Genomic DNA, 26,338 nt, shown 5'->3' with positions numbered 1-26,338 from the left:
GGTCCGCTGGTAGTCATGAAAAAGGCCGCTCTGCTCGATCGGCCTTCAGAAGCTTGCTGTTACGTGCCATATCCATTTACAGGCGCATCGGCATGATTACCGACAGGAAGCCCTGTTCCACCGCGGGCTTGACGATCGCCGGCGCCATCTCGCTCTTCAGCATCAGTTTGATCTGATCTTCCTGCAGCACAGACAGGACATCAATGATATAGCGTGCATTGAAGCGGGTTACCAGTGGATCGCCGGAATATTCAATCTCCAGCTCCTCCTTGGCTTCTCCAACCTCGGGATTGCTGGATGAAATCTCAAGAAGCTGCGGTGCAATGTTGAACTTGACCCCCTTGAATTTTTCGCTGGAGAGAATGGCGATACGTTTCAAGGCCCTGAGGAATATCTCTCTGTCAATCTTGATCTCCAGATCGTTGCCAACGGGAACAACCCGGGTGTAATCGGGGAAATCGCCGTCAACCAGACGCATCACTACGATGGTATCACCTTTCTTGACAACTGCACTGTTGTCGAGAAAAGTCATCAGGATGTCCTCATCTGCATCCTCGGTAATCTTCTTCAGCTCGAAGATCCCTTTCTTGGGGAAGATGATGCCGGCACTCAATTCGGGACAGACTGAGCCGCTGAACTCCCGTTCAACTATGGCAAGGCGATGGCCGTCTGTTGCCACCATCCGGAGCAGATTTCGCCCTTCTTCTTCCACGGCCCGCACAAAAATGCCATTGAGGTTGTACTTGGTCTCGTCATGACAGATGGCATAGGCAGTTTTTTCGATCATGTCATTCAACAGGCCGCCGTTGATCTTGATCAGATTCTCATCGCTGACACGCGGGAAATAGGGAAACTCCTCCGGAGAGAGCCCGACAATGTTGAATTGCGCCTTACCGCTTCGCAGTTCTACCCAGTCGTTCTCACGGGTAAGAAAGGTGATCTCATCATCTGAAAGTTCTTTGATGATCTCGTAGAGCTTCTTGGCAGAGACGGTTATTCTCCCTTCCTGAATCACCTTTGCCGGATGGGAGGTCTTGATTCCCACTTCCAGGTCGGTTGCCAGGATACAGATCCTGTCATCAACGGCTTCGAGTAGTACATTGGAAAGGATCGGCATGGTGTTCTTCTTTTCCACGATGCCCTGGACCTTTTGCAGTGCGCGTAAGAAAGGTTCTTTGAGAATCTTGAATTCCATGGTCCCCCCTGTGAAACGTGATCAATACATAGACTAATAATAGGTTTTAAATAATTTAAAGGCAGTAGTAGTAGTAAGCCTTGTGGAAATGTTGAACGACACGTTAATTTATTGATATTATTATACTTATTGCAAAAAACCTGCTGTTGATCCGAAGGCCGATTTCAGCTTTGTTTCAACACCCAAAAAAATCCGTCCACAGCTCGCCTGAGTTATCAACAGATTGTCAGGCTCAATTCAACAGGTTTCTTCTGATGGTTTCTATGGTGCTCTTCAGTTCGGCATCATGGGTGAGGACCTTGTCGATCTTTTTCACCGAATGGATCACAGTCGAATGATCCTTGCCGCCGAAGCGGTCGCCTATCTCGGGAAATGAGGCCTTGGTGAGATCCCGGCAGAGATAGATGGCTATCTGGCGAGGCAGAACCAGGGTCTTGAGCCTTTTGTCCGATTTGAGTTCAGCCACCTTTAATTGAAAATGATCAGCAACAGCCTTCTGAATGGCCTCTATGGATATATCCTTTGATTTGTCGACAATGATATCCTTTAGAACTTCTTTGGCCATGGTAAGGGTGACCTTGCTGCTGGTGAGGCTTGAATAGGCACCAAGACGGACAAGCATCCCTTCAAGTTCCCTAACGTTGCTCGCCGAACTCGATGCCAGGAAAAGAGCCACATCATCAGGCAGATCAATATTGTCGCATTCTGCCTTTTTCTTGAGGATGGCCGATTTCGTCTCTATGTCAGGTGGCTGGATATCGGCGATGAGACCCCACTCAAACCGTGACCGGAGGCGTTCCTCCAGATCCGGGATATCTTTCGGGTATTTGTCCGAAGTGAGCACAATCTGTTTGTGCGATTCGTAGAGTGAATTAAAGGTGTGGAAAAACTCTTCCTGGGTCGCCTGCTTGCCCGCCATGAACTGGATATCGTCGATGAGCAGGACATCGGCCTTTCTGAATTTGTTACGGAATTCATCCATTTTCTTATGTCGGAGAGAATTTATCATCTCGTTCATGAATTTTTCCGACGTATAGTAACAGATGCGGGCATCGTTGTTGTGTGCCAGGATATGGTTTCCTATGGCAATGAGAAGGTGCGTCTTGCCGAGGCCGACGCCGCCATAGATGAAGAGAGGATTGTAGTTGGTAGCCGGGTTGTTGGCCACGGCATGGGCAGCGGCATGGGCGAACTGGTTGCCACTGCCGCACACAAATTTATCAAAGGTATATTTCGGATTGAGAAAGGTCTGGAATTCATTGACCTTTTCCGGCTCTTTCGGCGTATTCTTCGGAGGAAGCGGAATGGCAGACGGTGCTGCTACTGTATCGTCGAGCGTTTCCTTCCGTTCCTGGATGGCAAATTCGAGGGTATAGTTCTGGTTGGTGAGGGCAGCAAGCGCCTCGTTGATCATGATGGAGTATTTGTCTTTGATATATTCGCGGGAAAAGGAGTCGGGGACTTCGAGGACAAGCGAGGACCCCTGGAGTGTCTGATACCTGATCGGCTTGATCCAGGCATTAAAGGTCTGGGGAGTCAGCACTTTTTCAATATTCGACTGTACCTCTTGCCAGATCTTTTCCATAGGACAATCACAACTACCCAGTATTATGTGCAGGCTGCACTACCTGTAGATCACAGGCAGCAAATGAGCGGAACAGGGGAACATATCATGATCTACTGCAGGTGACGGAGGTGCCACTTAACAGTCGATTTATACACAGGTTTATCAACACCTGTTGATAATATATTTATGTTTGTAAATTGAGAGCTTATGCAGGTGTTTCTCTGTTTATCGATGCCTATTTTGGGATTTTGAAGACTACCAGAGCTACCTCTCATTTGCAAGGCTAATTTTTTTTCAGGGAATGAAATAGCAGTTGACTTGATATGGTATCAGCATGTATATAACACATTTCCGCTAAGTATGAAGAACGCATAAGGAGTTAGTATATGAAACGGACCTTTCAGCCGAGCAATACATCCCGCAAGCGCACCCACGGCTTCCTTGTCCGCATGTCGACCAAGAACGGCAGGCTGGTGATCAAGCGTCGTCGTGCCAAAGGGCGCAAAAAACTGTCTGTAACCATTGCATCCAAGTAATTGTCCCGACCAGAGCATCCCAACTCGTTTCCAAAGTCGCTTCGTCTCCGTAAACGTCGGGATTACCTCTCCGTAAATCAGCAGGGGCAGCGGGTTACGGCAAGCCATTTCATCGTCATTAGACGTGACTGCCCCGGCAGTGCGGTGCGTATTGGTATAACCGCCAGTAAAAAAGTCGGTGGAGCCGTAGTCAGGAACCGCATCAAACGCTTTGTTCGCGAGTGCAGCCGTCTTCATAAGGAATGGTTTCAGCAGGCCGACTATTCGCTCATTGCTCGTTCCAGTGCTGCGCGTCTCGATTTTGCGGGTGTCTGCAGGGACCTGCAACGCGCCCTGCAGAAGCTTCAGGCACATCATGGCTAACAGGATCGTTATTTACCTCATCGGTCTGTATCAACGGTACCTGTCCCCCCTGAAGGGGCCTACCTGTAGATTTTATCCTTCCTGTTCCCACTATGCCATAGAAGCGATACAAAAACACGGATTGCTCCGGGGTGCCTGGTGTTCCGTACGAAGAATCGCCAAATGCCATCCTTTTCATCCCGGCGGTTTCGACCCCGTTCAATAGACCAGCGAGGTAGTTCATGGAAAAGAGAGTTCTCATCGCCGTAGTCCTCTCCATTGCCGTTATGTACGGTTTTTCATATTTTTTCCCCCAGCCTTCATCCAAGACCGCAAAGCTGCAGGTAGCCCAGCAGGGCATCAGTTCAGCGCGTCAGGCTGCTGTTGGAACGGTTGCAACAACTATGGCGCCGCTCGCTGCAACTCTTCCGACTTCCCAGGCACCGGAGCGTGAGGTTACAGTCGAAACCGATCTGTACAAGGCGGTGTTCACCACACGCGGGGCGAGCCTGAAACAGTTTGTGTTGAAGAAGTACCGCGAAGACACAGCGAAGGGAAGCCCGGAAATTGCCCTCGTTAATGGTTCCAGCCCTCTGACACTTACCAGCTCTGCCGACGGGTTCCCCATTGACCCGAACGCCACCTTTACCACTACCTCCGGTAATGTGACCGTTTCCGGCACAGAGAAAAAGGATATCGAATTCGTCTGGACTTCAGCGCAGGGAGTGACATTCCGCAAGATCTACACGGTAACCGGCAACGGCTACGGTATCGACCTGAACCAGCAGCTGGCTAATGCGGGAACGGCACCGGTCAATGGCGTGCTGCGGCTGATCCTGGCAAACAAGGTTGTGACCGGTAGCAAGACGGGTCGATATGAAGTTCATGGACCGGTAACCCTGAGCGACGATAAGGTGGTATCGCTCTCTATCGCCGATTTGGCCAAAGGTGCGAAGACCTACGACAAGCAGCTCGTCTGGACCGGATTTGCCGACAAGTATTTCCTTAATTGTATTATTGCCAAGGATGCCAGTCTGGCGAGCGCGCAGGTAACCCAGGCTGGTGCCGGTGTTGCCGAAAATATCGTTTCCTCCCAGCGGTTGACCATTGCTCCAGGCCAGACAGCGACCGTACCGTGCCGGCTCTATTTCGGGCCAAAGGATCTGGAAATCCTCAAAGGGCAGGGGAGCCGACTGGAAGAGGTTATTGATTTCGGCTGGTTCTCTGTACTCGCCAAGCCGTTGCTGTTTGCTCTCAAGTTCTTTTACTCATTTACCCATAACTATGGTCTGGCCATCATCATCATTACGGTGATCCTGAAGATTTTCTTCTATCCGCTCACTCATAAGAGTTACAAGTCGATGAAAGAAATGCAGAAGCTGCAGCCGAAGATGCAGGCTCTGAAAGAGAAGTTCAAGAACGATCGGGATGCCATGAACCGCGCGGTCATGGAGCTCTATCGCGAGCACAAGGTGAACCCCCTGGGGGGCTGCCTGCCGATGGTCGTCCAGATTCCGGTCTTCTTTGCCCTTTACAAGGCGCTCATGTTCTCCATCGAGCTGCGCCATGCGCCGTTCTACTTCTGGATCCAGGATCTCTCCGCCAAGGACCCCTACTATGTGACCCCGATCCTGATGGGGGCCTCCATGTTCATCCAGCAGAAGATGACTCCCACCAACATGGACCCGATGCAGGAGAAGATGATGCTCATGCTGCCGGCGGTCTTCACCTTCATGTTCCTGAGCTTTCCGTCGGGATTGGTACTCTACTGGCTGGTCAACAACATACTGACCATTGCCCAGCAGGCGTATATCAACAAGTCTCTCAAGGAGGCATAGGCTCGCGATGTACATCGCCGACACGATTGCCGCCATCAGTACCCCCCTGGGCGAGGGGGGGATCGGCATCATCAGGATAAGTGGACCGGACGCACGGAGAATAGCCGAGCGGATCTTTCAGCGCACGAACAGCGGTGGCCTTATGAGCCACCGTTTTTATTATGGGGAGATAGTCGACCCTGCTTCCCTGTTGCCGTTGGATGAGGGGTTGATGGTCTTCATGCGCGCGCCCCGTTCCTTTACCCGCGAAGACGTTGTTGAGCTGCACTGCCATGGCGGCTATCTGCTGGTGCAGCAGATCCTGTCACTGATCCTTGGTCAGGGGGTGCGTCTTGCCGCACCGGGAGAATTCACCCGGCGAGCATTTCTCAATGGCCGTATCGACCTGCTTCAGGCCGAGTCGGTGATCGACGTTATCCGTGGCAAGACCGATGCTGCACTGGCGCTCGCCCAGCACCAGCGGGAGGGGAGGCTCTCCCGGCTCATTGCTGAGGCGCGCCAGCATCTGGTGCATGTCCTGGCCCTTCTGGAGGCGTATGTCGATTTTCCTGACGACGAGATCGGTGGTTTCCACCGGGAGCAGCTCGATTCTCGGTGTTCAGCTGCGCAATTGATCATTGCCCAGCTGCTGGGAAGTTATGATGAGGGACGCGTGCTGCGCGACGGGGTATCGGTGCTGATTGCCGGCAAGCCCAATGCCGGGAAATCGAGTCTCCTCAACACCCTCCTCAGGGAGAAGCGTGCCATCGTCACCGCCATTCCGGGCACGACCCGCGACATGATCCAGGAAGTAGTCAATATCGGCGGACTGCCGGTCACACTTATCGACACGGCAGGTATCCGCGAAACCGGCGACGAGGTTGAACAGGAAGGGGTGCGTCGCACCATGGAGGCGATTCCCCGTGCCGATCTGGTTCTCTTCCTGGTCGACGGTTCCCGTCCCTACGACAGTGACGACGAGCAGATCTGTGCTTCCCTGACGGGGCGTCGCTTCCTTCTTGTCAAGAACAAGTCCGATCTAAACGAGAGGGTGGAGCTGCCAGCCGGATTGTCCGAAGTCTCTCCCCTGGACATCTCGACCAAGACCGGCGCGGGCATCGACGAACTGAAGGATGCAGTCTGTCGGGAATTCCTCCACGGTCGGGCCGTGGACAGCCGCGAATTCGTGGCGCTGTCACGTGCCCGTCACCGGGATGCCCTTGTCAAATGCCAGTCTGCGCTGGTACAATTCGGCGAGAGCCTGACTGCCGGACTGCCTCCCGAGATCGTGGCTGTTGATTTGCGCGAGGCGCTCTCCGCCCTTGGCGAGGTGACCGGCGAGACCACGCCGGACGAAGTGCTAGACCTGGTCTTCAGCCAGTTCTGTGTCGGGAAATAACAGCATGTTCCACGTGGAACAAAGTGTGTAAGGCCCCATGGGGAGCGGCGTTGTCCCTGGGATACAGTATCATTGTCGTATGGTGTGTGGAACGGAAAACAGGATATGGGAATGATCGTCTATGACAGGCAGTATGATGTCATCGTGGTGGGTGCCGGGCATGCTGGATGCGAGGCTGCCCTGGCCGCAAGCAGGATGGGGTGCGCGACCCTGCTCCTCACCATTAATCTCGATGCCGTTGCCCTGATGTCGTGCAACCCTGCCATCGGTGGACTGGCCAAGGGGCATCTGGTCAAGGAGATCGATGCCCTCGGTGGCGAGATGGGAAAGAATATCGATGCCACCGGCATCCAGTTCCGCATCCTCAATACCAGAAAGGGGCCTGCGGTCCGTGCCTCAAGGGCGCAGGCCGACAAGCAGCAGTATCGCCTCCGGATGAAGCGCATCCTGGAACACCAGGAACACCTGGACCTGAAGCAGGCCGAGGTGACGGCGCTGCACGTGGAAGAAGGCAGGGTCCTGGGGGTGGATACCAGGGGCGGGGTTCGTTTTTGCGGTACGACGGTGATCCTGACCACCGGCACCTTCATGCGCGGACTGATCCACATCGGACTGGTGCATTATCCGGGCGGCAGGGCCGGGGATATCCCTTCCATGGGGCTCTCCGACCACCTGCGTGAGCTGGGGTTCAATGTGGGGCGTCTGAAGACCGGGACGCCTGCCCGTCTTGACGGCAAGACCATCGATTTCAGCCGGCTGGAGGCACAACCGGGCGACGACCCGCCCGTCCCTTTTTCCTTCTCCACCGAGCGGATCGACCGTCCCCAGGTTCCCTGTTATATCGCCTACACCAACGAGCGGAGCCATGAGATCATCCGTTCGGGACTCGACCGTTCACCCCTCTATGCCGGGATCATCGAGGGGATCGGCCCGCGCTACTGCCCCTCCATCGAGGACAAGGTGGTCCGCTTTCCGGACAAGGACCGGCACCAGAGTTTCATCGAGCCCGAAGGGGCCGATACTGTGGAATACTACCCGTCGGGGCTCTCCACGTCGCTTCCAATCGACGTCCAATGGGCGTTCTACCGCAGCATCGTCGGGATGGAGCGGGTGGAGATCATGCGGCCCGCCTATGCCATCGAATACGACTATGTCGACCCGATCCAGCTGCATGCCACGCTGGAAACCAAGGTGGTGCAGAACCTCTTCCATGCCGGCCAGATCAACGGGACCTCGGGGTACGAGGAGGCGGCAGGGCAGGGGCTTGTCGCCGGGATCAACGCCGTGCTCAGGGTCAAGGGGAAGGAGCCGCTGGTTCTGGGGCGGGACGAGGCCTACATCGGGGTCATGATTGACGACCTGGTGACGCTCGGAACGCGGGAGCCCTACCGGATGTTCACCTCGCGGGCCGAATACCGGTTGCTGCTGCGCGAGGACAATGCCGACCAGCGTCTGCGCCGGATCGGCCACGAGGTCGGGTTGGTGCCCGAGGAGGAATACGGCCGCTTTGCCGCGAAGCTGGCGCAGATAGATGAGCAGCTGGCACGTATCCGCCAGACCCGGATCGCTCCATCAGCCATGGAACCTGACTTCATGGAAGAGTACGGTCTGGTCGGCCTGCAGAACGCAATGAGTCTGGATCAGCTCCTGCGCCGTCCGGACGTTGGCTGGCGTGACCTGATCCGGCTCGACCCGACCATTGGTGAGGCCGATGCCCGAATCTGGGAGCAGATCGAGATCCAGGTGAAATACCAGGGGTATATCGACCGGCAGCTGGAGCAAGTGGCAAAAAGCCGGGTGCTCGAAGGGGTCAGGATCCCGACCGGCTTCGACTACACAACGCTTGCCGGTCTTTCGACCGAAGTGCGGGAAAAGTTGGCAAAGTTTCAGCCCGACACCCTCGGCCAGGCGTCACGGATTCCCGGCATCACACCTGCCGCAATCGCCATCCTCTCGGTCTCTCTCAAGGCGCGGAGCAGCCGGTGAACGCGGCGGAACGGGAACTGCTCCGTGACGGCGCCTTCCAGCTCGGCATCGACCTGGACGATGCCTGTCTGGATCGCTTCGCCCTGCTGGCGGGAGAGCTTCGGCGCTGGAACGCCAAGGTCAATCTGACGGCGCTGAAGAGTATCCGCGACATCGTTACCCGTCATTTTATCGATTCCCTTACCATTGCCACATTGCTGCCGCACGGGGCACACCTGCTGGACATCGGCTCCGGCGGCGGCTTTCCCTGCATCCCCCTGAAGATCGCCCGCCCCGACCTGGAGATTGTCTCGGTGGACGGCGTGCAGAAGAAGATCCTCTTCCAGCGCCATGTGGCCCGCCTGCTCGGATTCGACCATTTCTCGGCGGTCCATGGCCGGGCAGAATCGCTGGCCCAGGCCATGGACCGGCAATTTTCCGTCGTGGTCGCCCGTGCCGTCGCCGACGTGGAGACACTGCTCCGGCTCGGCCTTCCTCTCCTTGCCGACAATGGGATAATGATCGCCATGAAGGGGAGGCAGGGGAGGGAAGAGATCGAGTTGGCACGCGAGACGATTTCAGCGCTGGGGGTGGTGGTAAAGGATGTGCATGAATTGCGTCTGCCGGTGAGTGGCGACGAACGGACCCTGATTATCCTCGGTCGCGAGGTGGGTATGGCAACGATTGCTGCTGAAAACACGAAAATCGCGTGAAACGCCTTCAGTGGCTCTCAGAGCCGTTTTGGTCCCTTGTCGAGGTCGTGGTATTGGCCAGCCGGAAAAAACCTATTCTACGCATATTTTGAGCGCCCTCTTTTTGCATAAAAACTGTGCAGTTTGAATCTCCCTCCTGTAGCGATTATTCGTTCCCGTTTTTGCTGATCAATTTGTGTGCAGTACCGTGGCGGCAATGAAACCCTGACCTAGACGATGCCGTCATGGAGCTGTCGGAATTATCTGCTTCCACCTGCGGCGGAGAACTCGCGGATCATGAGCGCCTCCTTTTCGGGAATGCCGAGCGACAGCAGAAAATGGTGATGCGCTTCTGGAGCTCGACGTTCGAACTCCACATGCAGCTGATTCATGGCATTGTCGTCCATACCGGCGGCGCGCAGCAACTCGACGAACATCTCCTTGTCCACGGAAGACTTCGGACCCCCCTCCTCCTTGAGCCTGAGCATCCTTGCCAGCATCCGCTGCTTTGCCTGCAGGGCATTGATCTCCGCACCGATCTGGTACAACCGGCGTTGCAGCACAGAGGTCGTGTCGTCGCCGGCAACGTCCAGGATCGTTCGGATGCCCTCAATATCCAGTCCGGCCTGCTTCAAGGAGCAGATGGTCGCCAGCCGCTCGCGATCGACTGTCGAATAGCAGCGATAGTTCGCGTCGCTCCGCATGGAAGGCCGGAGCAGCCCGATATGATCGTAATACAGAAGTGTGCTGCGCGATAACCCGAATTGACGGGCAAGCTCGGTGATACGGTACATGGCGCCTCCTGATGACTGACAGGAACAGCCTCCGGCAGGGCGCCGGAGGCTGCTTTTACGTCAGGCGGATTTGGTGCGGATCTCGGCTATCCGACCTGCGGGAAGCCCCAGCCATTCGAGAAAACTCTGGTGCCCATTTGGATTTTCCTGCTCGAACAGCCTGTGCCAGCGCTCCATGGCGGCATCATCCAGGCCGATGGCCCGGAAACGCGCAACCCACTCCTCTACCGTGACTGCCTGTTTCATCGTCGTACTCCTTTCGCTGCATGATTAGTGTGTGCGTCATGGCCGTGACAAAATCAAGGGTAAAGTGTGAAGCTGTAGACGGGTCAAGGATGAAAATTGCAGTGAAGCACGATTGTGCTCGCAGAGTGATAACCGAAGCGGCGCGGCGGCACCGATGGACGCGGGGCTTAAAGGGAGGTATGGTTTCTATAAATGCAGAGAAAGGAGTCTGACCATGCGATACATACTGATGCTCTGTCTGGCAATGGTCGTTGCAGGCAGTGCGGGGTGCGCCAGCACCAGAAACTTTGTACTGCTCCGCCATCCCGTCACCAACAAGACCGTGGAATGTCCGGGAGAAACCGGGATCGACACCGGTTCAGCCGCGCAAATGAAAACCTGCGTCGAGTCGTACAAGAAGGAAGGGTATGAGGTGATAGTCAGCTATTAGCGAGATCCGGCGTGTTCGGGGAGAATACCGGTAGCCGGCGGCAGAATCACTTCTCCCGGTTTTCGGTGCAGGGCTCGGTGCGCGCAACGGCGCGGTTGTGCAGGTTCTGTTCGTGGAGATAGGTCCGCAGCTCGTATTCCCTGAGCAGTCCGCGGTCGACGAAATACCTGCCGACAGGGAGCTGCAGCATCTTCTGGTGGGTCAGGATGACCCTGACCTGGGCCTCGCTGAGCAGCCCGAGCTTGACGGCCCGCTCGCCAAAGGTGCCGGGGATCTCAGTTGCGGAGCGGATGACCGAGACGAAATAGGGATCGAGCCACCCCCAGGCAGCAGCCAGCTCGCCAAAGGGGGGGCGCATGTCGCGCTGCCAGATGATGGCCTTGACCACGGCCTGATAGGAAACGGCTGACCGGTAGTAGAGATAGAGCCCGATCTTCAGGGGGAAGGTGGGAAGAGGTCCGTCGTAGTAATGCTCTTCGGGGTTGCGGGCCGGCTTGCCTGAGGAGTAGCGCGGTCTGAACGGCCTGGAAGTACCGTGCACATGGGGTCTCTGGAATGGTGAAGCTGGTGCGGGGTGCCTCGCCTTGGACCAGAAGGCCTGCTGCAGGGAGAGAGTGTCACGTTTCCGTATGTAGCCGGTCAGCAGCTCGTAGGCGGACGTCACCCGGCGGAACTGGTCGGCCTGTCGCGTGGTATCGGGCAGGCCGACGCAGGAGTCGGGGTGGTATTCCTTGGCAAGTGAACGATAGGTGCTTTTCAGCTGCTGGGCATGCAACTGGTCAAGAAAGACCGGTTGGATAAGGACGTCGGGGAACAGCACCCTGCAGGCGTCTAACAACTGTGGTGATGCATTGGCGCTGGATATGCCGTTCATGCGTTCCAATCCTTAGACGGTCGATAAATCTGCAGTGATACCGGGGCCGCGGTCGAGGGTGCCGTGATGTGCCACCCAGGCAGCGCATCGGCCAGGAAAGGCCGACCGTTTGCGTGCTACGTTAATCTCATGAAAATATGGATAACAGGATACCCGTCTCCATGCAGCAGGTCAAGAAAGTGTGTGCAATGGAGCGTCAGTCCTTGAATTGCAGCTGGTAGAGCCGGTAGTAGATGCCCCGGTCCGCCATCAGGCGGTCGTGAGTCCCTTCCTCCACCTTTTCACCCCGGTGAATCACTACGATCCGATCGGCATCGCGGATGGTGGAGAGCCGGTGCGCAACGACCAGGGTGGTGCGGCCCGCCATCAGCCCCTTGAGCCCCTCCTGGATCAGCCGCTCGCTGGCCGTATCGACGCTGGCGGTTGCCTCGTCCAGAACCAGCACCTCGGGGTTGAAGGCAACGGCCCGGGCAAAAGAGATCAGCTGCCGTTCGCCGGCCGAGAGGTTTGCGCCCCGCTCCCTGACCTCTTCCTGGTAGCCATGGGGGAGCCGGTCGATGATACGGTCGGCACCCACGGCTGCAGCAGCCTGCCGGACGCGCTGGCGCGCGGCCTCATCACCCAGGCAGATGTTCTCCTCGACGGTGCCGGTGAACAGGTAGGGATCCTGGAGCACCACGCCGGTCCTGCGCCGCAGTTCGTTGAGCGGGATGTCCCGCAGATCGATGCCGTCCAGGGTTATCCCGCCGCGATTCACATCGTAGAGCCGGGAGAGGAGGCGGGTCACCGTGGTCTTCCCCCCCCCGGTTTCACCGACCAACGCCACCTTTTCGCCTTGCCGCAAGGTCAGGTTGAACCCCTTCAGCACATGATCATCCCCCTGGTAGGCAAACCAGACATCCCGGAAATCGATGACGGCCGCCGGTCGGGGCGGGATGGTGCGGTGTGCCTCGTCCGGTTCGGGGAGGGTATCGCGGGTGTCAAGGAGGTTGAACAGCCGCTCCAGTGCGGCCATGGCGCCCTGCATCACCGAATACTTGGCCGACAGGTCGCGGATTGGCGAAAAAAACTTCTCGATGTACTGGATAAAAGCGACCAGGGCACCGAAGGTGAGGGTGCCGCCGAGGATCTCGCTGCCGCCGTACCAGATGAGAAGCCCGACTGCAACGGAAGAGAGCGCCTCGACCCCGGCATAGAGGGCAGCATCCCAGGTGATCACCGGCAGGTTGGCATCCCGGTAGGAGGCGTTCAGACGGCGGAATTCCTCGTGCTCTGCTGCCTGGCGGTTGGAGAGCTGGATCAGCGACATGCCGGAGATGCTCTCGTTGAGAAAGGTGTTGAGGCTGGCGAGCCTGGCCCTGACCTGTCGGAACGCTGCCCGCATCCGGCGGCGGAAGGTGAAGGCGATCCAGATCAGGAACGGCAGCACCGAAAAGGTGACCAGGGAGAGCTGAAGATTCATCCAGAGCATCACTGCGACGATCCCTACCAGGAGGAGCAGGTCCCCCACCACGGTGATGATGCCTGCGGCAAACATCTCTCCCAGCACCTCAACGTCGCTGGTCAGCCTCGTCACCAGGCTGCCGGTGGGGGTCTTGTCGAAAAAGGCTGGCGAAAGCCGCTGCACGTGGGAAAAGAGCTCGATACGGATGTCCTGCATGAGCCGCTGTCCCAGGTACTGGAGAAGCCAGACCTCCAGGAAGGAGAGAAGGGATTCGGCCATGATGAGCAGCAGGAAGAGCGCTGCCAGCCTGGGCAGGCCGGCCAGTTGGCCGGTCATGATGTGATTGTCGATGGCCAGCTTGATCAGGTAGGGCTGGGCCAGCTTGGCGACGATGGTCAGCGGCAGTACGGTGAGCGCTGCCGCAACCAGCAGACGATAGGGCGCCAGGTAGCGGAAGAACCGCGCCATCAGCGCACGGTCATAGGCCTTGCCGACTATTTCGTCTTCGTATATCCCGCCGTGGTGCATTCAGTACCCTTCGATTTCCTGGCGGAGTTGCTGCTCGCGGTGGATCGCGGCGTAGCGGCCATTGAGCCCCAGGAGCTCTTCGTGGCTCCCCTGTTCGGCAATCCGGCCCTGCTCCAGGACGATGATCCGGTCGCAGTCGCGCAGGGCCGAGAGCCGGTGGGAGACGATGATGACCGTCCGCTGGCCGTAGTAGCCTGAAAGGCCGGTGAGGATCTCCTCTTCGGTGCGGGCGTCCACTGCCGACAGCGGGTCGTCCAGGATCAGGATGGCCGGGTCGTTGAGGATTGCCCTGGCAATGGCGGTGCGCTGTTTCTGCCCCCCGGAGAGGGTGATCCCCCGTTCACCGACCATGGTGTCATAGCCGCCGGGAAACCGGGAGACGTCGCCCGACAGGCTGGCCAGCCCGGCTGCCGCCTCGATCTCCTCCTGGGTGGCGCCTGCGCTGCTGAAGGCGATGTTGTCCCGGATGGTGCGGGAGAAGAGGAAGCTCTCCTGGGGGACATAGCCGATGGCGCTGCGCAGGCCGGCAAGGGGGAGGGTGTTGATGTCGATGCCGTCGATGAACAGCATGCCGTCGGCAACGGGGTAGAGCCGGGCGATGAGCTTCACCAGGGTCGATTTGCCGGAGCCGATCGGCCCGACGATGCCGAGCCGCGAGCCGGCCGGTATCTGCAGCCCGATCCCGGCAAGGAGCGGTTCGCCGCCATAGGAGAAGGAGAGGTTGCGCAGTGTGATCTCGCCGCGGAGAACCGGCACGGGAGTTGCCCGTTCCGGTTCGGTTACCACCGGTTCGGCGGCCAGGATGGCGTTCAGCCGGGACATGGAGGCGGCACCGCGCTGGGCCAGGTTGAGGATCCAGCCGAAGACGATGGTTGGCCAGATCAGCATGGCGAGATAGCCGTTGAAGGCGACGAAATCCCCCAGGGTGAGGGTGCCGCCGACCACCCGTTCGCCGCCGACCAGAAGGACGATGAGGGTCCCGAGCGCACCGGTTGCGGCCATGACCGGGATCATGAACCCGCGCAGCTGGGCGATCCGCATGTTGCTCTCCATGTAGCGCCCGCTCGTTTCCCGGAAGGAGGAGATGGCTGCCTCTTCCCGACAGTAGGCCTTGATCACGGCTGCCGCGGAGACATTCTCCTCCACGGCGCTGGTGAGGCGTGCCAGCTCTTCCTGGGCCCGTTTGGAGCGGCGGAACATGGAGGCGCTCAGGCGCTTCACCACGAAGATCATGGCAGGGAAGGGGAGAACGGCATAGAGCGTCAGGGAAGGGCTGATGCTGATCAGCAGGGTAAGGGCAGCAACGTAGAGAATGGCGGTGTTGATGATGTTCTGCACCCCGAAACCGACCAGCATCCTGACGTTGGTCAGGTCGTTGGTGAAGCGGGACATCAGGTCGCCGGTCCGCCCGCCGGTGAAAAAGGGCTGGTCAAGGGTGAGCAGTTTGGCGTAGAGGTCGTCCCTGATCCGATATTCGATGCGACGGGCCGCATGGAGCAGGGTGGTGCGGGAGAAGATGCGGATGAAACCGTGCAGGAGGGCGGCACCGATGATCATTCCGCCGTACCAGGAGGGTGAATGGGCGGCTTTTCCGGGTGCCTGCAGGCTTTCGATGGCCAGCTTCAGGAGCCAGGGGATCAGAAGGGCGAATCCGTTGGTCCCTGCCAGGAAGAGAGCGCCGAGGAGATAGCTCCGCCGGTTCTCGCCTGCATAGCGGTATAATCGTGACAGCTCGCTGATGGGGCTCCCCGTCCGGATAGGATGACCTGCGTGAACGATTCAAGTTGTACCCTGTTTTTTCCGGGCTGTCAAAGCGTTTGCCCCATACCTGCATGGTCGCGATCAAGAATGCCGCTGGAAATGCCGTAATTGTTCGCAAAAAGGCTCAATGCCGGTTGCAGACATTCCGGGATTGGAGTATAGTGCTGGATGCTGCAGGTCGCCCGTTCTAGAGTTGTGTATACCGTGCAACTTATTGATTGACAAAGGCGTGTGGCATATGGTATCGATTTTTTATTGATAGTAAAAACTTTAGCCGATATGAACGAGATACAACGTTATTCTCTTTTAATAGTTTAGTGCGACTAAAAAACCTCGCCAAGCTTTCAGCTCTTCCCCTTCCCCTGTGATGCGGTATCGGGTTTTCCGAAAATCCCCCTCTTTTCGCACAGATGTGGAAAAGGAGTCACTATGAAGCATTCCAAGATGACCCTCTCAGCCGAAACCATGAATCTCGGCTTTGTGAAGAAGGTGGAGCAGCTCTCGGGCAGTTCGGTGCGGCGCTGTTTCCAGTGCGGCAAATGCTCGGCCGGCTGCCCCATGCGCTCTTTCATGGAACACCCCCCCAACCGTATCGTCCGGCTGCTGCAGCTGGGGCAGTACGAGCGGGTGCTGGCGGGCCGTTCCATCTGGTATTGCGCCTCCTGCGAAACCTGCACCACCCGCTGTCCCAACAAGGTCGACCTGGCGGCGATCATGGATGCGCTCAGGAAGCTTTCCTGGGATGCCCAAGGTCCGTCCAAGGAGAGCCTGGTGCAGCTGGCCAACCGGCTCTTCATCGACAACATCCGCACCTACGGTCGCCAGTACGAGATGCGCCTGGCCGCTGTCTTCAACCTGAAGAGCGGCAAGCTTCTGAAAGACTTCATGCTCGGCCCCTCGCTCTTCACCAAAGGTAAACTGAAGGTCTTCCACAAAAAGAACCGGAATATTGGCGAGATCGAACGGATCTTCAGCAGAATCGAGGAGCTGCGGCGAAAGGGTGAGGCAACATGACACCGGCAAAAAACATCCTCAACTATTCCTATTACCCAGGCTGTTCCCTGCACGCCTCGGCCAAGGAATATGACGAATCGACCCGGGGCCTGTTCAAGGCGTTGAAGATCGGGCTGCACGAAGTACCCGACTGGCTCTGTTGCGGTGCCACCCCGGCCCACAACGTGGACGAACTGTTGTCGCTGTCGCTGTGTGCCAAGAACCTGGAGCTGTCGAATAAGGTGGACGGTGACTTGGCCGTTGCGTGTGCCGCCTGTTTTTCCCGGCTTAAGGTGACTCAGCATCGGCTGGCGGAAAACGAGGAGAAACGGCAGCAGGTGGCCTATGCCCTCGATGCCCCGCTTGCCCTGGACAAGCCGGTCAAGCACCTTCTGGAGATACTGGCCACCGACTTCGGCCTCGACCGGCTCGCCGCTGCGGTGCAGAAGCCGCTTTCGGGGCTTAAGGTCGCCTGCTACTACGGGTGCCTCCTGACCCGCCCACCCGATGTCCCTGAGCTGGACGACTGCGAGGCCCCCAGCATCATGGAGCGGGTCATTGGCGCGACCGGGGCGGAGACGGTATCCTGGAGCCACCGGATGGAATGCTGCGGCGCCAACTTTACCCTCTCCCGTCCGGGTGTGGTTCTGAAGCTTTCCGGTGAGGTCCTCGCCTCTGCCAAGCGGGCCGGTGCCGACTGCGTCATGGTCGCCTGTCCCCTGTGCCACGGCAATCTCGATATCCGGCAGAGAGAGATTGAGGAGGCGACCGGCAATCGTTACGGCATGCCGGTTTTCTACATGACACAACTGCTGGCCCTTGCCGCCGGCGTAGCCACGGGCAAGCTCGGCTTCGGCAGCATGATGGTCAGCCCTGAGCCGCTGCTGAAAGCGAAAAATCTATTATAACGACCACGGAGGCACGGAGCAGATCAAAACCGGGGCTTCTTTTCAGGTTTTCTCCGTGTCTCAGTCTCCGTGGTGGATTTAAATGAGGCTTTAGATGTCCAGAATCGGTGTCTTTGTCTGTCATTGCGGCGAGAACATCTCCCGCACCGTCGACGTGGAAAAGGTCGCGGCCGAGGTCGGCAGGCTGTTCGGCGTTGCCTACACCTGCGACTACAAGTACATGTGCTCCGATCCCGGCCAGAACCTGCTCAAGAAAGCAGTAGCCGAGCACAAGCTGGAGGGGATCGTCGTTGCCGCCTGCAGCCCCCGGATGCACGAGAAGACCTTCCGCAACGCGGCAAAAGCCGCAGGCGTGAACCCCTTCCTCTGCGAGATGGCCAACATCCGCGAGCACTGCTCCTGGGTCCACGAAGACCGGGACGAGGCGACTGCCAAGGCCATTGACATCGTCGGCATGATGGTCGAGCGGGTGAAGAGGAACAAGAAACTCCAGCCGATCACCGTGCCGGTGACCAAAAAGGCCCTCGTCATTGGTGGTGGCATCGCCGGCATCCAGACTGCCCTGGACATTGCCGATTCCGGCCACCAGGTCGTGCTCGTCGAGCGGGAGCCTTCCATCGGCGGGCATATGGCTCAGCTCTCCGAGACCTTCCCGACCCTGGACTGCTCCCAGTGCATCATGACTCCCAAGATGGTCGACGTGGTCAACCATCCCAACATCACCCTCCATACCTACGCAGAAATAGAGGCGGTGGACGGCTACATCGGCAACTTCCAGGTCAAGGTCAGAAAGAAGGCCAGAAGCGTCGACATGGCCAAATGCACCGGCTGCGGGATCTGCATGGCCAAGTGTCCGCAGAAGAAGATTCCCAACAGTTTCGACAAGAACCTGGGCTTCAGGCCTGCCATCTACGTCCCGTTCCCCCAGGCAGTCCCCAACACCCCGGTGATCGATCGCGAAAACTGTACCTACTTCAAAACCGGTAAGTGCGGGGTTTGCCAGAAGGTCTGCGGACCCGGCGCCGTCGATTACACCCAGGAAGACGAGATCGTAGTCGAACAGGTGGGGGCCGTGGTCGTTGCCACCGGCTTCCAGCTCTACGACATCGGTCCCAAGCCTGCCGGTTCACCCATCGAAGGCTACGGCGAATTCGGCTACGGCACCATCCCCGACGTCATCGACGGGCTCACCTTCGAGCGGCTGGCATCCGCCTCCGGGCCCACCGGCGGCAAGATTCAGCGTCCGTCCGACGGTACCGAGCCCAAATCCGTGGTCTTCGTCCAGTGCGTCGGTTCCCGTGCCCGTGAAAAGGGGATCTCCTACTGCTCCAAGATCTGCTGCATGTACACCGCCAAGCATACCATGCTCTACAAGCACAAGGTCCACGACGGCCAGGCGTATGTCTTCTTCATGGACGCCCGCACCCCCGGCAAGGGATACGACGAGTTCTGGCGCCGCTCCATCGAAGAGGAGGAAGCGGTCTACATCCGTGGTATGGTCAGCCGGCTCTACCAGAAGGGTGATAAGATCGTGGTGATGGGGAGTGACGTGCATGTCGGCGTCCAGGTGGAGATCGAGGCCGATCTGGTGGTGCTCGCCACTGCCGTTCAGCCGAGGGAAGGAGCCGACACCCTGGCGCAGAAGCTCGGTATCTCGTACGACAAGTACCACTTCTACTCTGAGGCCCACGCCAAGCTAAGGCCGGTGGAATGCGCTACTGCCGGGATCTACCTGGCCGGCGCCTGCCAAGGGCCGAAAGACATCCCTGACACCGTTGCCCAGGCCTCTGCTGCCGCTGCCAAGGTCATGACCCTGTTCTCCAGAAACGAACTGGAGCGGGAACCGATCGTCGCCAAGGTCAATGAGCGCTTCTGTGTTGGCTGCCTCGCTTGCCGGAAGGTCTGCCCCTACGGTGCGGTGGAGGAGAAGGAGATCCGCGACCGCAGCGGCAACCTGATCAAGGTGGTCGCCTATGTCAATCCCGGCGTCTGCGGCGGCTGCGGCACCTGCCAGGCCACCTGCCCGTCGAAGAGCGTCGAGCTGGACGGCTATACGGACGAGCAGATCATGGCCATGATCGAGGCTTTATGACAACCCACCACGGGGGCACGGAGACACGGAGAAAGTCAACAACTGGGACATAATGGAAAGATGCATGTTTTTCCGGTTCAGAAAAACGTGCGCCGTTATTTTCCCCAAACCTGGTTCTTCTCCCGCGTCTCTCCGTGCCTCCGTGTCTCCGTGGTGAAAGGTTATTGAACTATGCATGTTGACAAAGTGAAACATGACTTCGAACCGAAGATCGTCGCCCTGGTCTGCACCTGGTGCACCTATGCCGGTGCCGATCTTGCCGGCACCAGCAGGATGCAGTACCCCCCCAATGTCCGGGTGGTGAAGTTCCCCTGCACTGGCCGGATCGACCCGGTCTTCATCCTCCGGGCTTTCCAGAAGGGGGCCGACGGGGTGCTGGTCTCCGGCTGCCATCCGGGCGACTGCCACTATATGGCCGGCAACTTCCACGCCCGCAGGCGTTTTGCCGCTTTCCGCAAGCTCCTGGAGTTCGTCGGTGTTGATCTCTCCCGCCTCCAGTTCTCCTGGGTCTCTGCTGCCGAGGGGGGGAAGTGGGTGGAGATGGTCACCGAGCTGACAGAGCGGGTGCGCCAGTTGGGGCCGCTCACGGAATTCCGGGAACTGGAACTGGCGGAGCAGTGGTCCGGTTCGACCCTTACCACTCCGGAACTCAAAGAGGCGTACCAGGCGATCTGAACAATACCCATTCAATTCACCACTAAGACACTAAGAGCACTAAGGAAGGCAAAACAGATAAACAGTTTTAGGATTTTCTTCGTGTACTTAATGCCTTAGTGGTGAGAACGGTTACGAGAATTATGAACAAAACCGCACGAAAACATGATTCCGCCGTACTGGTCGATGAGGGCTACTGGTCCTCGGTCAGCCAGGCGATTCAGCAGGAGGCGGTTCGGCTCCTGGAACAGGGGGCAGTGGCCGGTGTGGTCGGCTACATTGCCGGCCGGCGCACGGGGACTGCCATGCCGGTCGTGGCAGCCACTCCTGATGAGGCTCGGCAGCTCATCTTCTCCCCTGCCTGCGTCAACAACCTGGCTCTCTACTTTACCAAGGCGAAGAAAGAGGTTAGCTCCAAGGGAAAGCTGGCCATCGTTGCCAAGGGGTGCGACTTGCGTGCCCTGGCCGGGCTCATGGGAGAAAGCCAGCTGAAGCGGGAGGACGTTTACATCATCGGCATCGCCTGCGCCGGGGTTTACGGCGCCCATGCCGACCGGAGCCAGCCGCTGTGCGATGCGACCATTGCCCGCAAATGCCGGGAGTGCACGGTTCATGAGCCGACAGGTGCCGATGCGGTTGCAGGGACGCTCCCTGCACTGCAGAAGCTTGAGCCCCTTGAAGCGCAGGAGCTGGCAAGGCTGGAGGCGATGACGCCGCAGGAGCGCTGGGCCTTCTGGAAGGAACATTTTTCCCGCTGTATCAGGTGTCTTGCCTGCCGGCAGGTCTGCCCCTTCTGCTTCTGCGAGCAGTGTCTCTGTGACCGGAACCGGCCCCAGTCGGTGGAGACCACTCCCCGGCCCGCCGGCAACACGGCCTGGCATATCGTCCGTGCCATGCACCTGGCCGGCCGTTGTGGCGGTTGCGCTGAGTGCGAGCGGGTCTGCCCCATGGATATCCCGCTCAACCTCCTCAACCGGAAGATGGCAAAGGAGCTGAAGGAGCTGTACGACTACGAGGCTGGCCTGACCCCGCAGGAAAAGGGGCCGCTGACCGAGTACAAGGAAGACGACGACGAAAGCTTCATAAAGTAATAAGTCTTTATTACCACGAAGACTCTAAGGGCACTAAGTAAGATCAAAGCCCCTGGTTTGGGTGTATGCCAACACGATTGGAAGTTCTTAGTGTCTTTAGTGCCTTAGTGGTGAAATAAAAGGTTCCTTATGCCAAAAACCATAACTGAACAGAATCTCAACAGTCTCATTGATGCGCTGGTGCAGGATGGCACCCGGGTGGTCGGTCCGAAGCGGGCCGGCACCATGACCGTCTACGAGCCTCTTTCCGCGGGGGTGGAACTCTCCCTGGCGGAGATGCCCCGGCGTTCCGCCAAGGAAGTCTTCTTCCCGGTCTGCGAGAACATCCTTTCCTTCCAGCGCACCGAGCAGGGGACGACGGTGACGGATGTGGACGTCTGCACCTTTCCCGAGACCGTGCTGGTGGGTGCCCGCCCCTGCGATGCCGCGGCGGCTCCGGTGCTGGATGCGGTCTTCTCCTGGGACTACCGGGACGAGTTCTTCCTGGAGCGACGGAAAAAGACCACGGTCATCGGCGTTGCCTGCACGAAGTGCGATGACGCCTGCTTCTGTACCGCTGTCGGGCTCTCCCCGGCAGAGACCAGGGGGAGCGACCTCTTCCTTACCCCGCTGGCAGGTGGGGGGTATGTCTGCCAGGTAGTGACTGACAAGGGTGAGGCGCTGGTCGACCAACATTCGCAGCTCTTTGCCGATACCCCCTCGGCTACGCCGCAGCCGCTGGCCGAGCCCGCAGCGGGTCAGTTCGATCTGAAGCGGATCAAGGCGTGGCTCGACAATCACTTCGAATCGCCCTTCTGGGTCGGCATCTCCGAGCGGTGTGCCGGCTGCGGCGCCTGTGCATTCCTCTGCCCGGCCTGCCACTGCTTCGATATCAACGACGAGGGGACGGAGAAGGAGGGGCATCGCCGCAAGCACTGGGATGCCTGCGCCTTCGGCAAGTTCACCAACCATGCCTCCGGCCACAACCCCCGCGACGCACAGCCCGAGCGCTACCGGAACCGGATCATGCACAAGTTCAAGTATTACGACGACAAGTTCGGCCAGACACTCTGCACCGGTTGCGGCCGCTGCATCCGGGCCTGCCCGGTCGGCATCGACATCGCCGCGATCCTGGACGAGATACAAAAACAATAACATCTACCACGGAGACACGGGGGCACGGAGAAAAGCAACATCGTAACCTGACTGCTGACAACTCCGTGTCTCCGTGACTCCGTGGTGGGTTCTAAAGGTTGTCACCATGTGCGATCACAGCAAGAACATCTACAAGCCCCATCTCGCCACCATCGAGGCGATCCGCGACGAGACCCCGGATATCCGCTCCTTCCGCCTGGTGTTCCAGGATGAAGAGCTGCGGAACAGCTTCTCTTTCCGGGCCGGCCAGTTTGCCGAGTATTCGGCTTTCGGTTATGGCGAGTCGACCTTCTGCATCGCCTCTTCCCCCACGCGGAAAGGGTACATCGAGTGCTGCTTCCGTGCCGTTGGCAGGGTAACCGATGCCCTGCGCCGTCTGGAGGTGGGAGATGCCATCGGTGTGCGCGGCCCCTATGGCAACTCCTTTCCCATCGAGCAGTTCGAGGGGAAAAACCTGGTCTTTGTCGCCGGGGGGATTGCCCTGCCGCCGCTCCGGACCCTGATCTGGAACTGCCTCGACCTGCGGGAGCGGTTCGGCGAGATCACCATTGTCTATGGTGCCCGCTCCGAGGATGATCTGGTCTACAAGCATGAACTGAAGGAATGGGAGGCACGGCCGGACGTCAGGCTCGTCAAGACCGTCGATCCCGGCGGCAACGGTCCGGCCTGGGACGGCAGGGTCGGCTTCGTCCCGACCATCCTGGAAGAGGCTGCCCCCAGCGCGGCTAACACCATCGCCCTGGTCTGCGGCCCGCCGATCATGATCAAGTTCACCCTGCCGGTCCTTGAGAAGCTCGGCTTTTCCGACGAACAGATCTATACCACCCTGGAAAACCGCATGAAGTGCGGTCTGGGCAAGTGCGGCCGCTGCAATGTCGGCAATGTCTATGTCTGCAAGGACGGCCCGGTCTTCACCGCCGCCCAGGTCAAGGCCATGCCCCAGGAGTTCTGAGCCGGAGGCCCCGGTGATCGTGCCACCCCGGGGCCTCCGTGCCTGCCACATATCTTCCCACCCTGCACCAGTCTTCTTTTCCTCTTATCCGATCACCACCCCGATCTCGCCCCTTTTCACGGTACGGACCGTGACAGGCTGCGCTTACCCTGCAGGCAAGGAGATTCCATCGGCACCATTTGTCATTAGCGTCTTCTATGTTACTATTTTGCTGAGGGAATGTCGGCAGAGCAAAACATAGGGCACATTCCATGGAAACGGCACATCGAGGTATGAACGGGACCGGAGAGGTGAGGCTCAAGGGCTGCGTGCTGGGGGTGCTGTTCGGACTGCTCGGTTTTGCGGCAAACGGGTTCAACCTTGAACTGTACCATGGGATAGATTTTCTCTTCGGCTCGATCTTTGTCATGCTGGCAGTCGGATGGTTCGGCATGGTGCCGGGCCTCATTGCCGGCATGATTTCCGCCTCCTTTACGGTCATGCACTGGCACCATCCCTGGGCTCTGGTCGTCTTTTCCTGCGAGGCGCTGACAGTGGGGTGGCTGCACCAGCGCCGCGGCAAGGACCTCGTCATTGCCGACACACTCTTCTGGTTCGTTGCCGGGATACCGCTTTCGTGGCTCCTCTACCGCAGCATGCTCCAGATGTCGCTGGAACAGGTGGCGTTCATTGTTTCCAAGCAGGCAGTCAACGGCATCTTCAATGCCCTCCTGGCAGCCGTCATCCTTGCCTTCTTCCGGGTCCGTTCGACGCTGAAGGGGACGGCAACCGGCACGGCGACGTATCTTCGCAGCTTTCTGTTCATCGTGATACTCTCCCTCCTCCTGATTCCCGCACTCTGCTTCATGGCCATCGATACCCGCTACGACATCAGTGCCAAGGAAACGGAAACGCTGCTTCGCATGAACCATTATGCCGAAACGGTGCGGGACATGGTTGACGAACGGATTGCTGAGCAACGGAAGGGGGTGCGGGAGGGGGGAACGGTCACAAGCCAGGTTGCGGCAGCCATGGGCCTGGGGTTTCTCGACAGCAAGCTGTCCAGCTATGCCGCGAAACGGGGTGTGCTGATCACGGTCGTGGATGGGCGGGCAAACGTTGTCCTTTCCACCGCAGGGGGGAGAACACGGGGAGAACGATACGATCCGAAAAAAGATCGGGAGATTGCACTCCTTCCGCATGGGGTCAATCTGGTCACGCCAAGGGCCATGCTCGGGGAGAGCGCCTTTGCGCGGTTTCAGAAGTCTATCTACCTGAAAGAGGCACCCCTGGAGAACGGGACGGACTGGTCGATCCTGATAGAAGCGCCCCTTGCCCCGCTCTTCGTGGCCATTCGGAATGAAGTGATCAGCAGATTCCTGATGATGCTCCTGCTGGTGATCTTTGCCGGCGCCATCTCGCAGGTGCTGAGCAGGGCGCTTTCACGACCGCTCATGGATGTTGCGGAACTCACCACGGCACTGCCCCAGAAGATCATTGCCCATGAGGTACTGACATGGCCGCGGGTGGCATTCCACGAGCTGGAAGTGCTGTTGGGCAATATCTCGCAGATGGCTGAGAGCCTGCGCAGCTATCTTGCCGGTCTTGAGGAGGCAAAGGCTACCCTGGAGTCCCGTGTTGCCGAACGGACCCACGATCTGGAGGAGAGTGAGCGGACCTACCGGGAATTTGCCGAGTTTCTCCCCCAGACGGTCTTTGAGACCGACAGGGAAGGGAGGCTCACTTTTGTCAACCGCCACGCACTGGAGCTGTTCGGGTTTTCAGAAGAAGAGCTTTACCAAGGGCTCTGGACCTTCGATATGCTCGCCTCCGGGGACCGTGAGCGCGCACGGGAAATTTTCAGGTTTATCCTTGGTGGTAATTCCGGCATGGAGACCGGCCGTGAATATCTGGCCCGGCGCAAGGACGGGAGCACCTTCCCGGTTATCGTCTATGCATCGCCGGTGACTCACGAAGGGGAGGTGACCGGTGTGCGCGGCATGCTCATTGATATTTCAGAACGCTACAAGGCCGAGGACGAGGTGCGCAGGCTCAACGAGGAGCTTGAGCTGATCGTGTCGGAGCGGAGTGCTGCCCTGGATTACACCAACCGGGAGCTCGAAGGGTTCTGTTATGCCATATCACATGAGCTTCGCGCCCCGATAGCCCGGCTGCAGGGGTTCTGCGAAGTCTTGAAGGACGAGTGCACCGATGAGGCGGATGGCTTCAAGCTGTTCTATGCCGAACGGATCAATATTGCCGGGCAGCAGCTCAGGCAGGTTATCGACGCGATTCTCCTTCTATCCCGGTTGTCCAGGACGGAAATCGTCCGGGAGGAGATCGACATCTCTGCACTGGCAGAGGACATCATGCACAACATTATGCTCTCCGAACCGGGCCGCAAGGTGCAGTTCCTGATCGAGCCGGGTTTGACGGCGCAGGGTGACGAGCAACTGCTGGCGATCTGTCTGGGAAATCTCCTGGGCAATGCCATGAAATACAGTTCCCGCAAGGAACTGAGTGTCATCGAATTCGGCAGGACGTCCGACGACGGAGTAACCGCCTTCTTTGTTCGCGACAATGGGGCAGGTTTCGACATGGCGTATGCCGACAAGCTGTTCAAGCCGTTCTCCCGGCTGCACGGGCCGGACGAATTCCTGGGCACCGGCATTGGCCTGGCCACGGTACAGCGCATCGTCGAGCGGCATAACGGCCGGATCTGGGCCGTTGGCACCCCCGACGAGGGTGCAACCTTCTACTTCACCCTCGGTTGATCTTCCGAGCCCCGTCACACCCATTGCCCCGGCCTTCTCTGTTACGATACCATCCTCAGCCTGCCCGGACTCGGGCATCGGCAGGCATAGAACAATTGCATAACCTGCCGAATGGTGTATAATTAAAAAATATAAATCTTTAGTCTATGTCAGTTGAATGTCATGGTCCAT

At 58.4% G+C, this 26,338-nt stretch carries 23 protein-coding genes; 16 read left to right on the top strand and 7 right to left on the bottom strand.

Annotated features, from left to right (window positions below; translation table 11 throughout):
- Positions 1–76: 76 nt before the first annotated feature.
- Positions 77–1,195 (bottom strand): DNA polymerase III subunit beta, encoded by a 1,119-nt coding sequence (locus GJT30_06840; GenBank protein MSM39321.1) that lies wholly within the window; start codon positions 1,193–1,195, stop codon positions 77–79.
- Positions 1,196–1,427: 232 nt separating this feature from the next.
- Positions 1,428–2,780 carry a chromosomal replication initiator protein DnaA gene (gene dnaA / locus GJT30_06835; GenBank protein ID MSM39320.1) on the bottom strand — a complete coding sequence of 451 codons (1,353 nt, stop codon included), beginning with the start codon at positions 2,778–2,780 and terminating at the stop codon, positions 1,428–1,430.
- 368 nt (positions 2,781–3,148) lie between these two features.
- On the opposite strand from dnaA, the gene rpmH reads away from it, so the two are divergent.
- The 7 genes from rpmH (at position 3,149) to rsmG (ending at position 9,534) form a co-directional block, all read left to right on the top strand.
- On the top strand, positions 3,149–3,298 hold the full coding sequence (gene rpmH, locus GJT30_06830; GenBank protein MSM39319.1) for a 50S ribosomal protein L34: 150 nt from the start codon (positions 3,149–3,151) through the stop codon (positions 3,296–3,298).
- Positions 3,299–3,661, top strand: coding sequence for a ribonuclease P protein component (gene rnpA / locus GJT30_06825; protein ID MSM39318.1), 363 nt, complete (start codon positions 3,299–3,301; stop codon positions 3,659–3,661). It abuts the gene before it with no gap.
- On the top strand, positions 3,654–3,866 hold the full coding sequence (gene yidD, locus GJT30_06820; protein MSM39317.1) for a membrane protein insertion efficiency factor YidD: 213 nt from the start codon (positions 3,654–3,656) through the stop codon (positions 3,864–3,866). The genes rnpA and yidD overlap by 8 nt, the downstream gene beginning before the upstream one ends.
- 16 nt (positions 3,867–3,882) lie before the next feature.
- Positions 3,883–5,478, top strand: coding sequence for a membrane protein insertase YidC (gene yidC / locus GJT30_06815; GenBank protein ID MSM39316.1), 1,596 nt, complete (start codon positions 3,883–3,885; stop codon positions 5,476–5,478).
- Positions 5,479–5,485: 7 nt separating this feature from the next.
- Complete coding sequence (mnmE, locus tag GJT30_06810) at positions 5,486–6,856, top strand: tRNA uridine-5-carboxymethylaminomethyl(34) synthesis GTPase MnmE (protein MSM39315.1); 1,371 nt, start codon at positions 5,486–5,488, stop codon at positions 6,854–6,856.
- Positions 6,857–6,961: 105 nt separating this feature from the next.
- Positions 6,962–8,842, top strand: coding sequence for a tRNA uridine-5-carboxymethylaminomethyl(34) synthesis enzyme MnmG (mnmG, locus tag GJT30_06805; GenBank protein MSM39314.1), 1,881 nt, complete (start codon positions 6,962–6,964; stop codon positions 8,840–8,842).
- Positions 8,843–8,859: 17 nt separating this feature from the next.
- Positions 8,860–9,534 (top strand): 16S rRNA (guanine(527)-N(7))-methyltransferase RsmG, encoded by a 675-nt coding sequence (gene rsmG / locus GJT30_06800; protein MSM39313.1) that lies wholly within the window; start codon positions 8,860–8,862, stop codon positions 9,532–9,534.
- 239 nt (positions 9,535–9,773) lie between these two features.
- Here rsmG and GJT30_06795 read toward each other — a convergent pair whose 3' ends face one another.
- Complete coding sequence (locus GJT30_06795; protein MSM39312.1) at positions 9,774–10,307, bottom strand: MerR family transcriptional regulator; 534 nt, start codon at positions 10,305–10,307, stop codon at positions 9,774–9,776.
- Positions 10,308–10,367: 60 nt separating this feature from the next.
- Entirely contained in the window at positions 10,368–10,553 is a 186-nt protein-coding gene (locus GJT30_06790) for a hypothetical protein (protein ID MSM39311.1), read from the bottom strand.
- Between the two features lie 214 nt (positions 10,554–10,767).
- On the opposite strand from GJT30_06790, the gene GJT30_06785 reads away from it, so the two are divergent.
- Complete coding sequence (locus tag GJT30_06785) at positions 10,768–10,983, top strand: hypothetical protein (protein MSM39310.1); 216 nt, start codon at positions 10,768–10,770, stop codon at positions 10,981–10,983.
- A gap of 46 nt (positions 10,984–11,029) precedes the next feature.
- On the opposite strand, the gene GJT30_06780 is transcribed toward GJT30_06785, so the two are convergent.
- From GJT30_06780 to GJT30_06770, 3 genes are all read right to left on the bottom strand, one after another.
- Entirely contained in the window at positions 11,030–11,857 is an 828-nt protein-coding gene (locus GJT30_06780; protein ID MSM39309.1) for a DnaJ domain-containing protein, read from the bottom strand.
- Between the two features lie 196 nt (positions 11,858–12,053).
- Positions 12,054–13,829, bottom strand: coding sequence for an ATP-binding cassette domain-containing protein (locus GJT30_06775; GenBank protein ID MSM39308.1), 1,776 nt, complete (start codon positions 13,827–13,829; stop codon positions 12,054–12,056).
- The gene (locus GJT30_06770; GenBank protein ID MSM39307.1) at positions 13,830–15,587 is read right to left on the bottom strand and encodes an ATP-binding cassette domain-containing protein; all 1,758 of its coding nucleotides are present in this window, start codon (positions 15,585–15,587) and stop codon (positions 13,830–13,832) included.
- A gap of 432 nt (positions 15,588–16,019) precedes the next feature.
- Between GJT30_06770 and GJT30_06765 the strand changes: the two genes are divergently transcribed.
- The 8 genes from GJT30_06765 (at position 16,020) to GJT30_06730 (ending at position 26,167) form a co-directional block, all read left to right on the top strand.
- Positions 16,020–16,604, top strand: coding sequence for a 4Fe-4S dicluster domain-containing protein (locus GJT30_06765; GenBank protein ID MSM39306.1), 585 nt, complete (start codon positions 16,020–16,022; stop codon positions 16,602–16,604).
- Positions 16,601–17,491, top strand: a complete 891-nt coding sequence (locus tag GJT30_06760; protein MSM39305.1) for a heterodisulfide reductase subunit B — start codon at positions 16,601–16,603, stop codon at positions 17,489–17,491. The genes GJT30_06765 and GJT30_06760 overlap by 4 nt, the downstream gene beginning before the upstream one ends.
- A gap of 94 nt (positions 17,492–17,585) precedes the next feature.
- On the top strand, positions 17,586–19,583 hold the full coding sequence (locus GJT30_06755) for an FAD-dependent oxidoreductase (protein MSM39304.1): 1,998 nt from the start codon (positions 17,586–17,588) through the stop codon (positions 19,581–19,583).
- 171 nt (positions 19,584–19,754) lie between these two features.
- A complete protein-coding gene (locus GJT30_06750; GenBank protein MSM39303.1) occupies positions 19,755–20,258 on the top strand; it encodes a hydrogenase iron-sulfur subunit in 504 nt (167 codons plus the stop codon).
- Positions 20,259–20,380: 122 nt separating this feature from the next.
- A complete protein-coding gene (locus tag GJT30_06745) occupies positions 20,381–21,328 on the top strand; it encodes a Fe-S oxidoreductase (protein ID MSM39302.1) in 948 nt (315 codons plus the stop codon).
- 129 nt (positions 21,329–21,457) lie between these two features.
- Positions 21,458–22,462 carry a heterodisulfide reductase subunit A gene (locus GJT30_06740; protein MSM39301.1) on the top strand — a complete coding sequence of 335 codons (1,005 nt, stop codon included), beginning with the start codon at positions 21,458–21,460 and terminating at the stop codon, positions 22,460–22,462.
- A gap of 106 nt (positions 22,463–22,568) precedes the next feature.
- Positions 22,569–23,414: a heterodisulfide reductase subunit F gene (locus GJT30_06735; GenBank protein ID MSM39300.1), complete on the top strand. Its 846-nt coding sequence runs from the start codon at positions 22,569–22,571 to the stop codon at positions 23,412–23,414.
- A gap of 251 nt (positions 23,415–23,665) precedes the next feature.
- Positions 23,666–26,167: a PAS domain S-box protein gene (locus GJT30_06730; protein ID MSM39299.1), complete on the top strand. Its 2,502-nt coding sequence runs from the start codon at positions 23,666–23,668 to the stop codon at positions 26,165–26,167.
- Positions 26,168–26,338 lie beyond the last annotated feature (171 nt).

The organism is Geobacter sp. (assembly GCA_009684525.1).
GTDB lineage: Bacteria > Desulfobacterota > Desulfuromonadia > Geobacterales > DSM-12255 > Geoanaerobacter.
The sequence above is the reverse complement of the archived record's forward strand: the minus strand, read 5'-3'. Positions and strand labels throughout refer to the sequence as shown.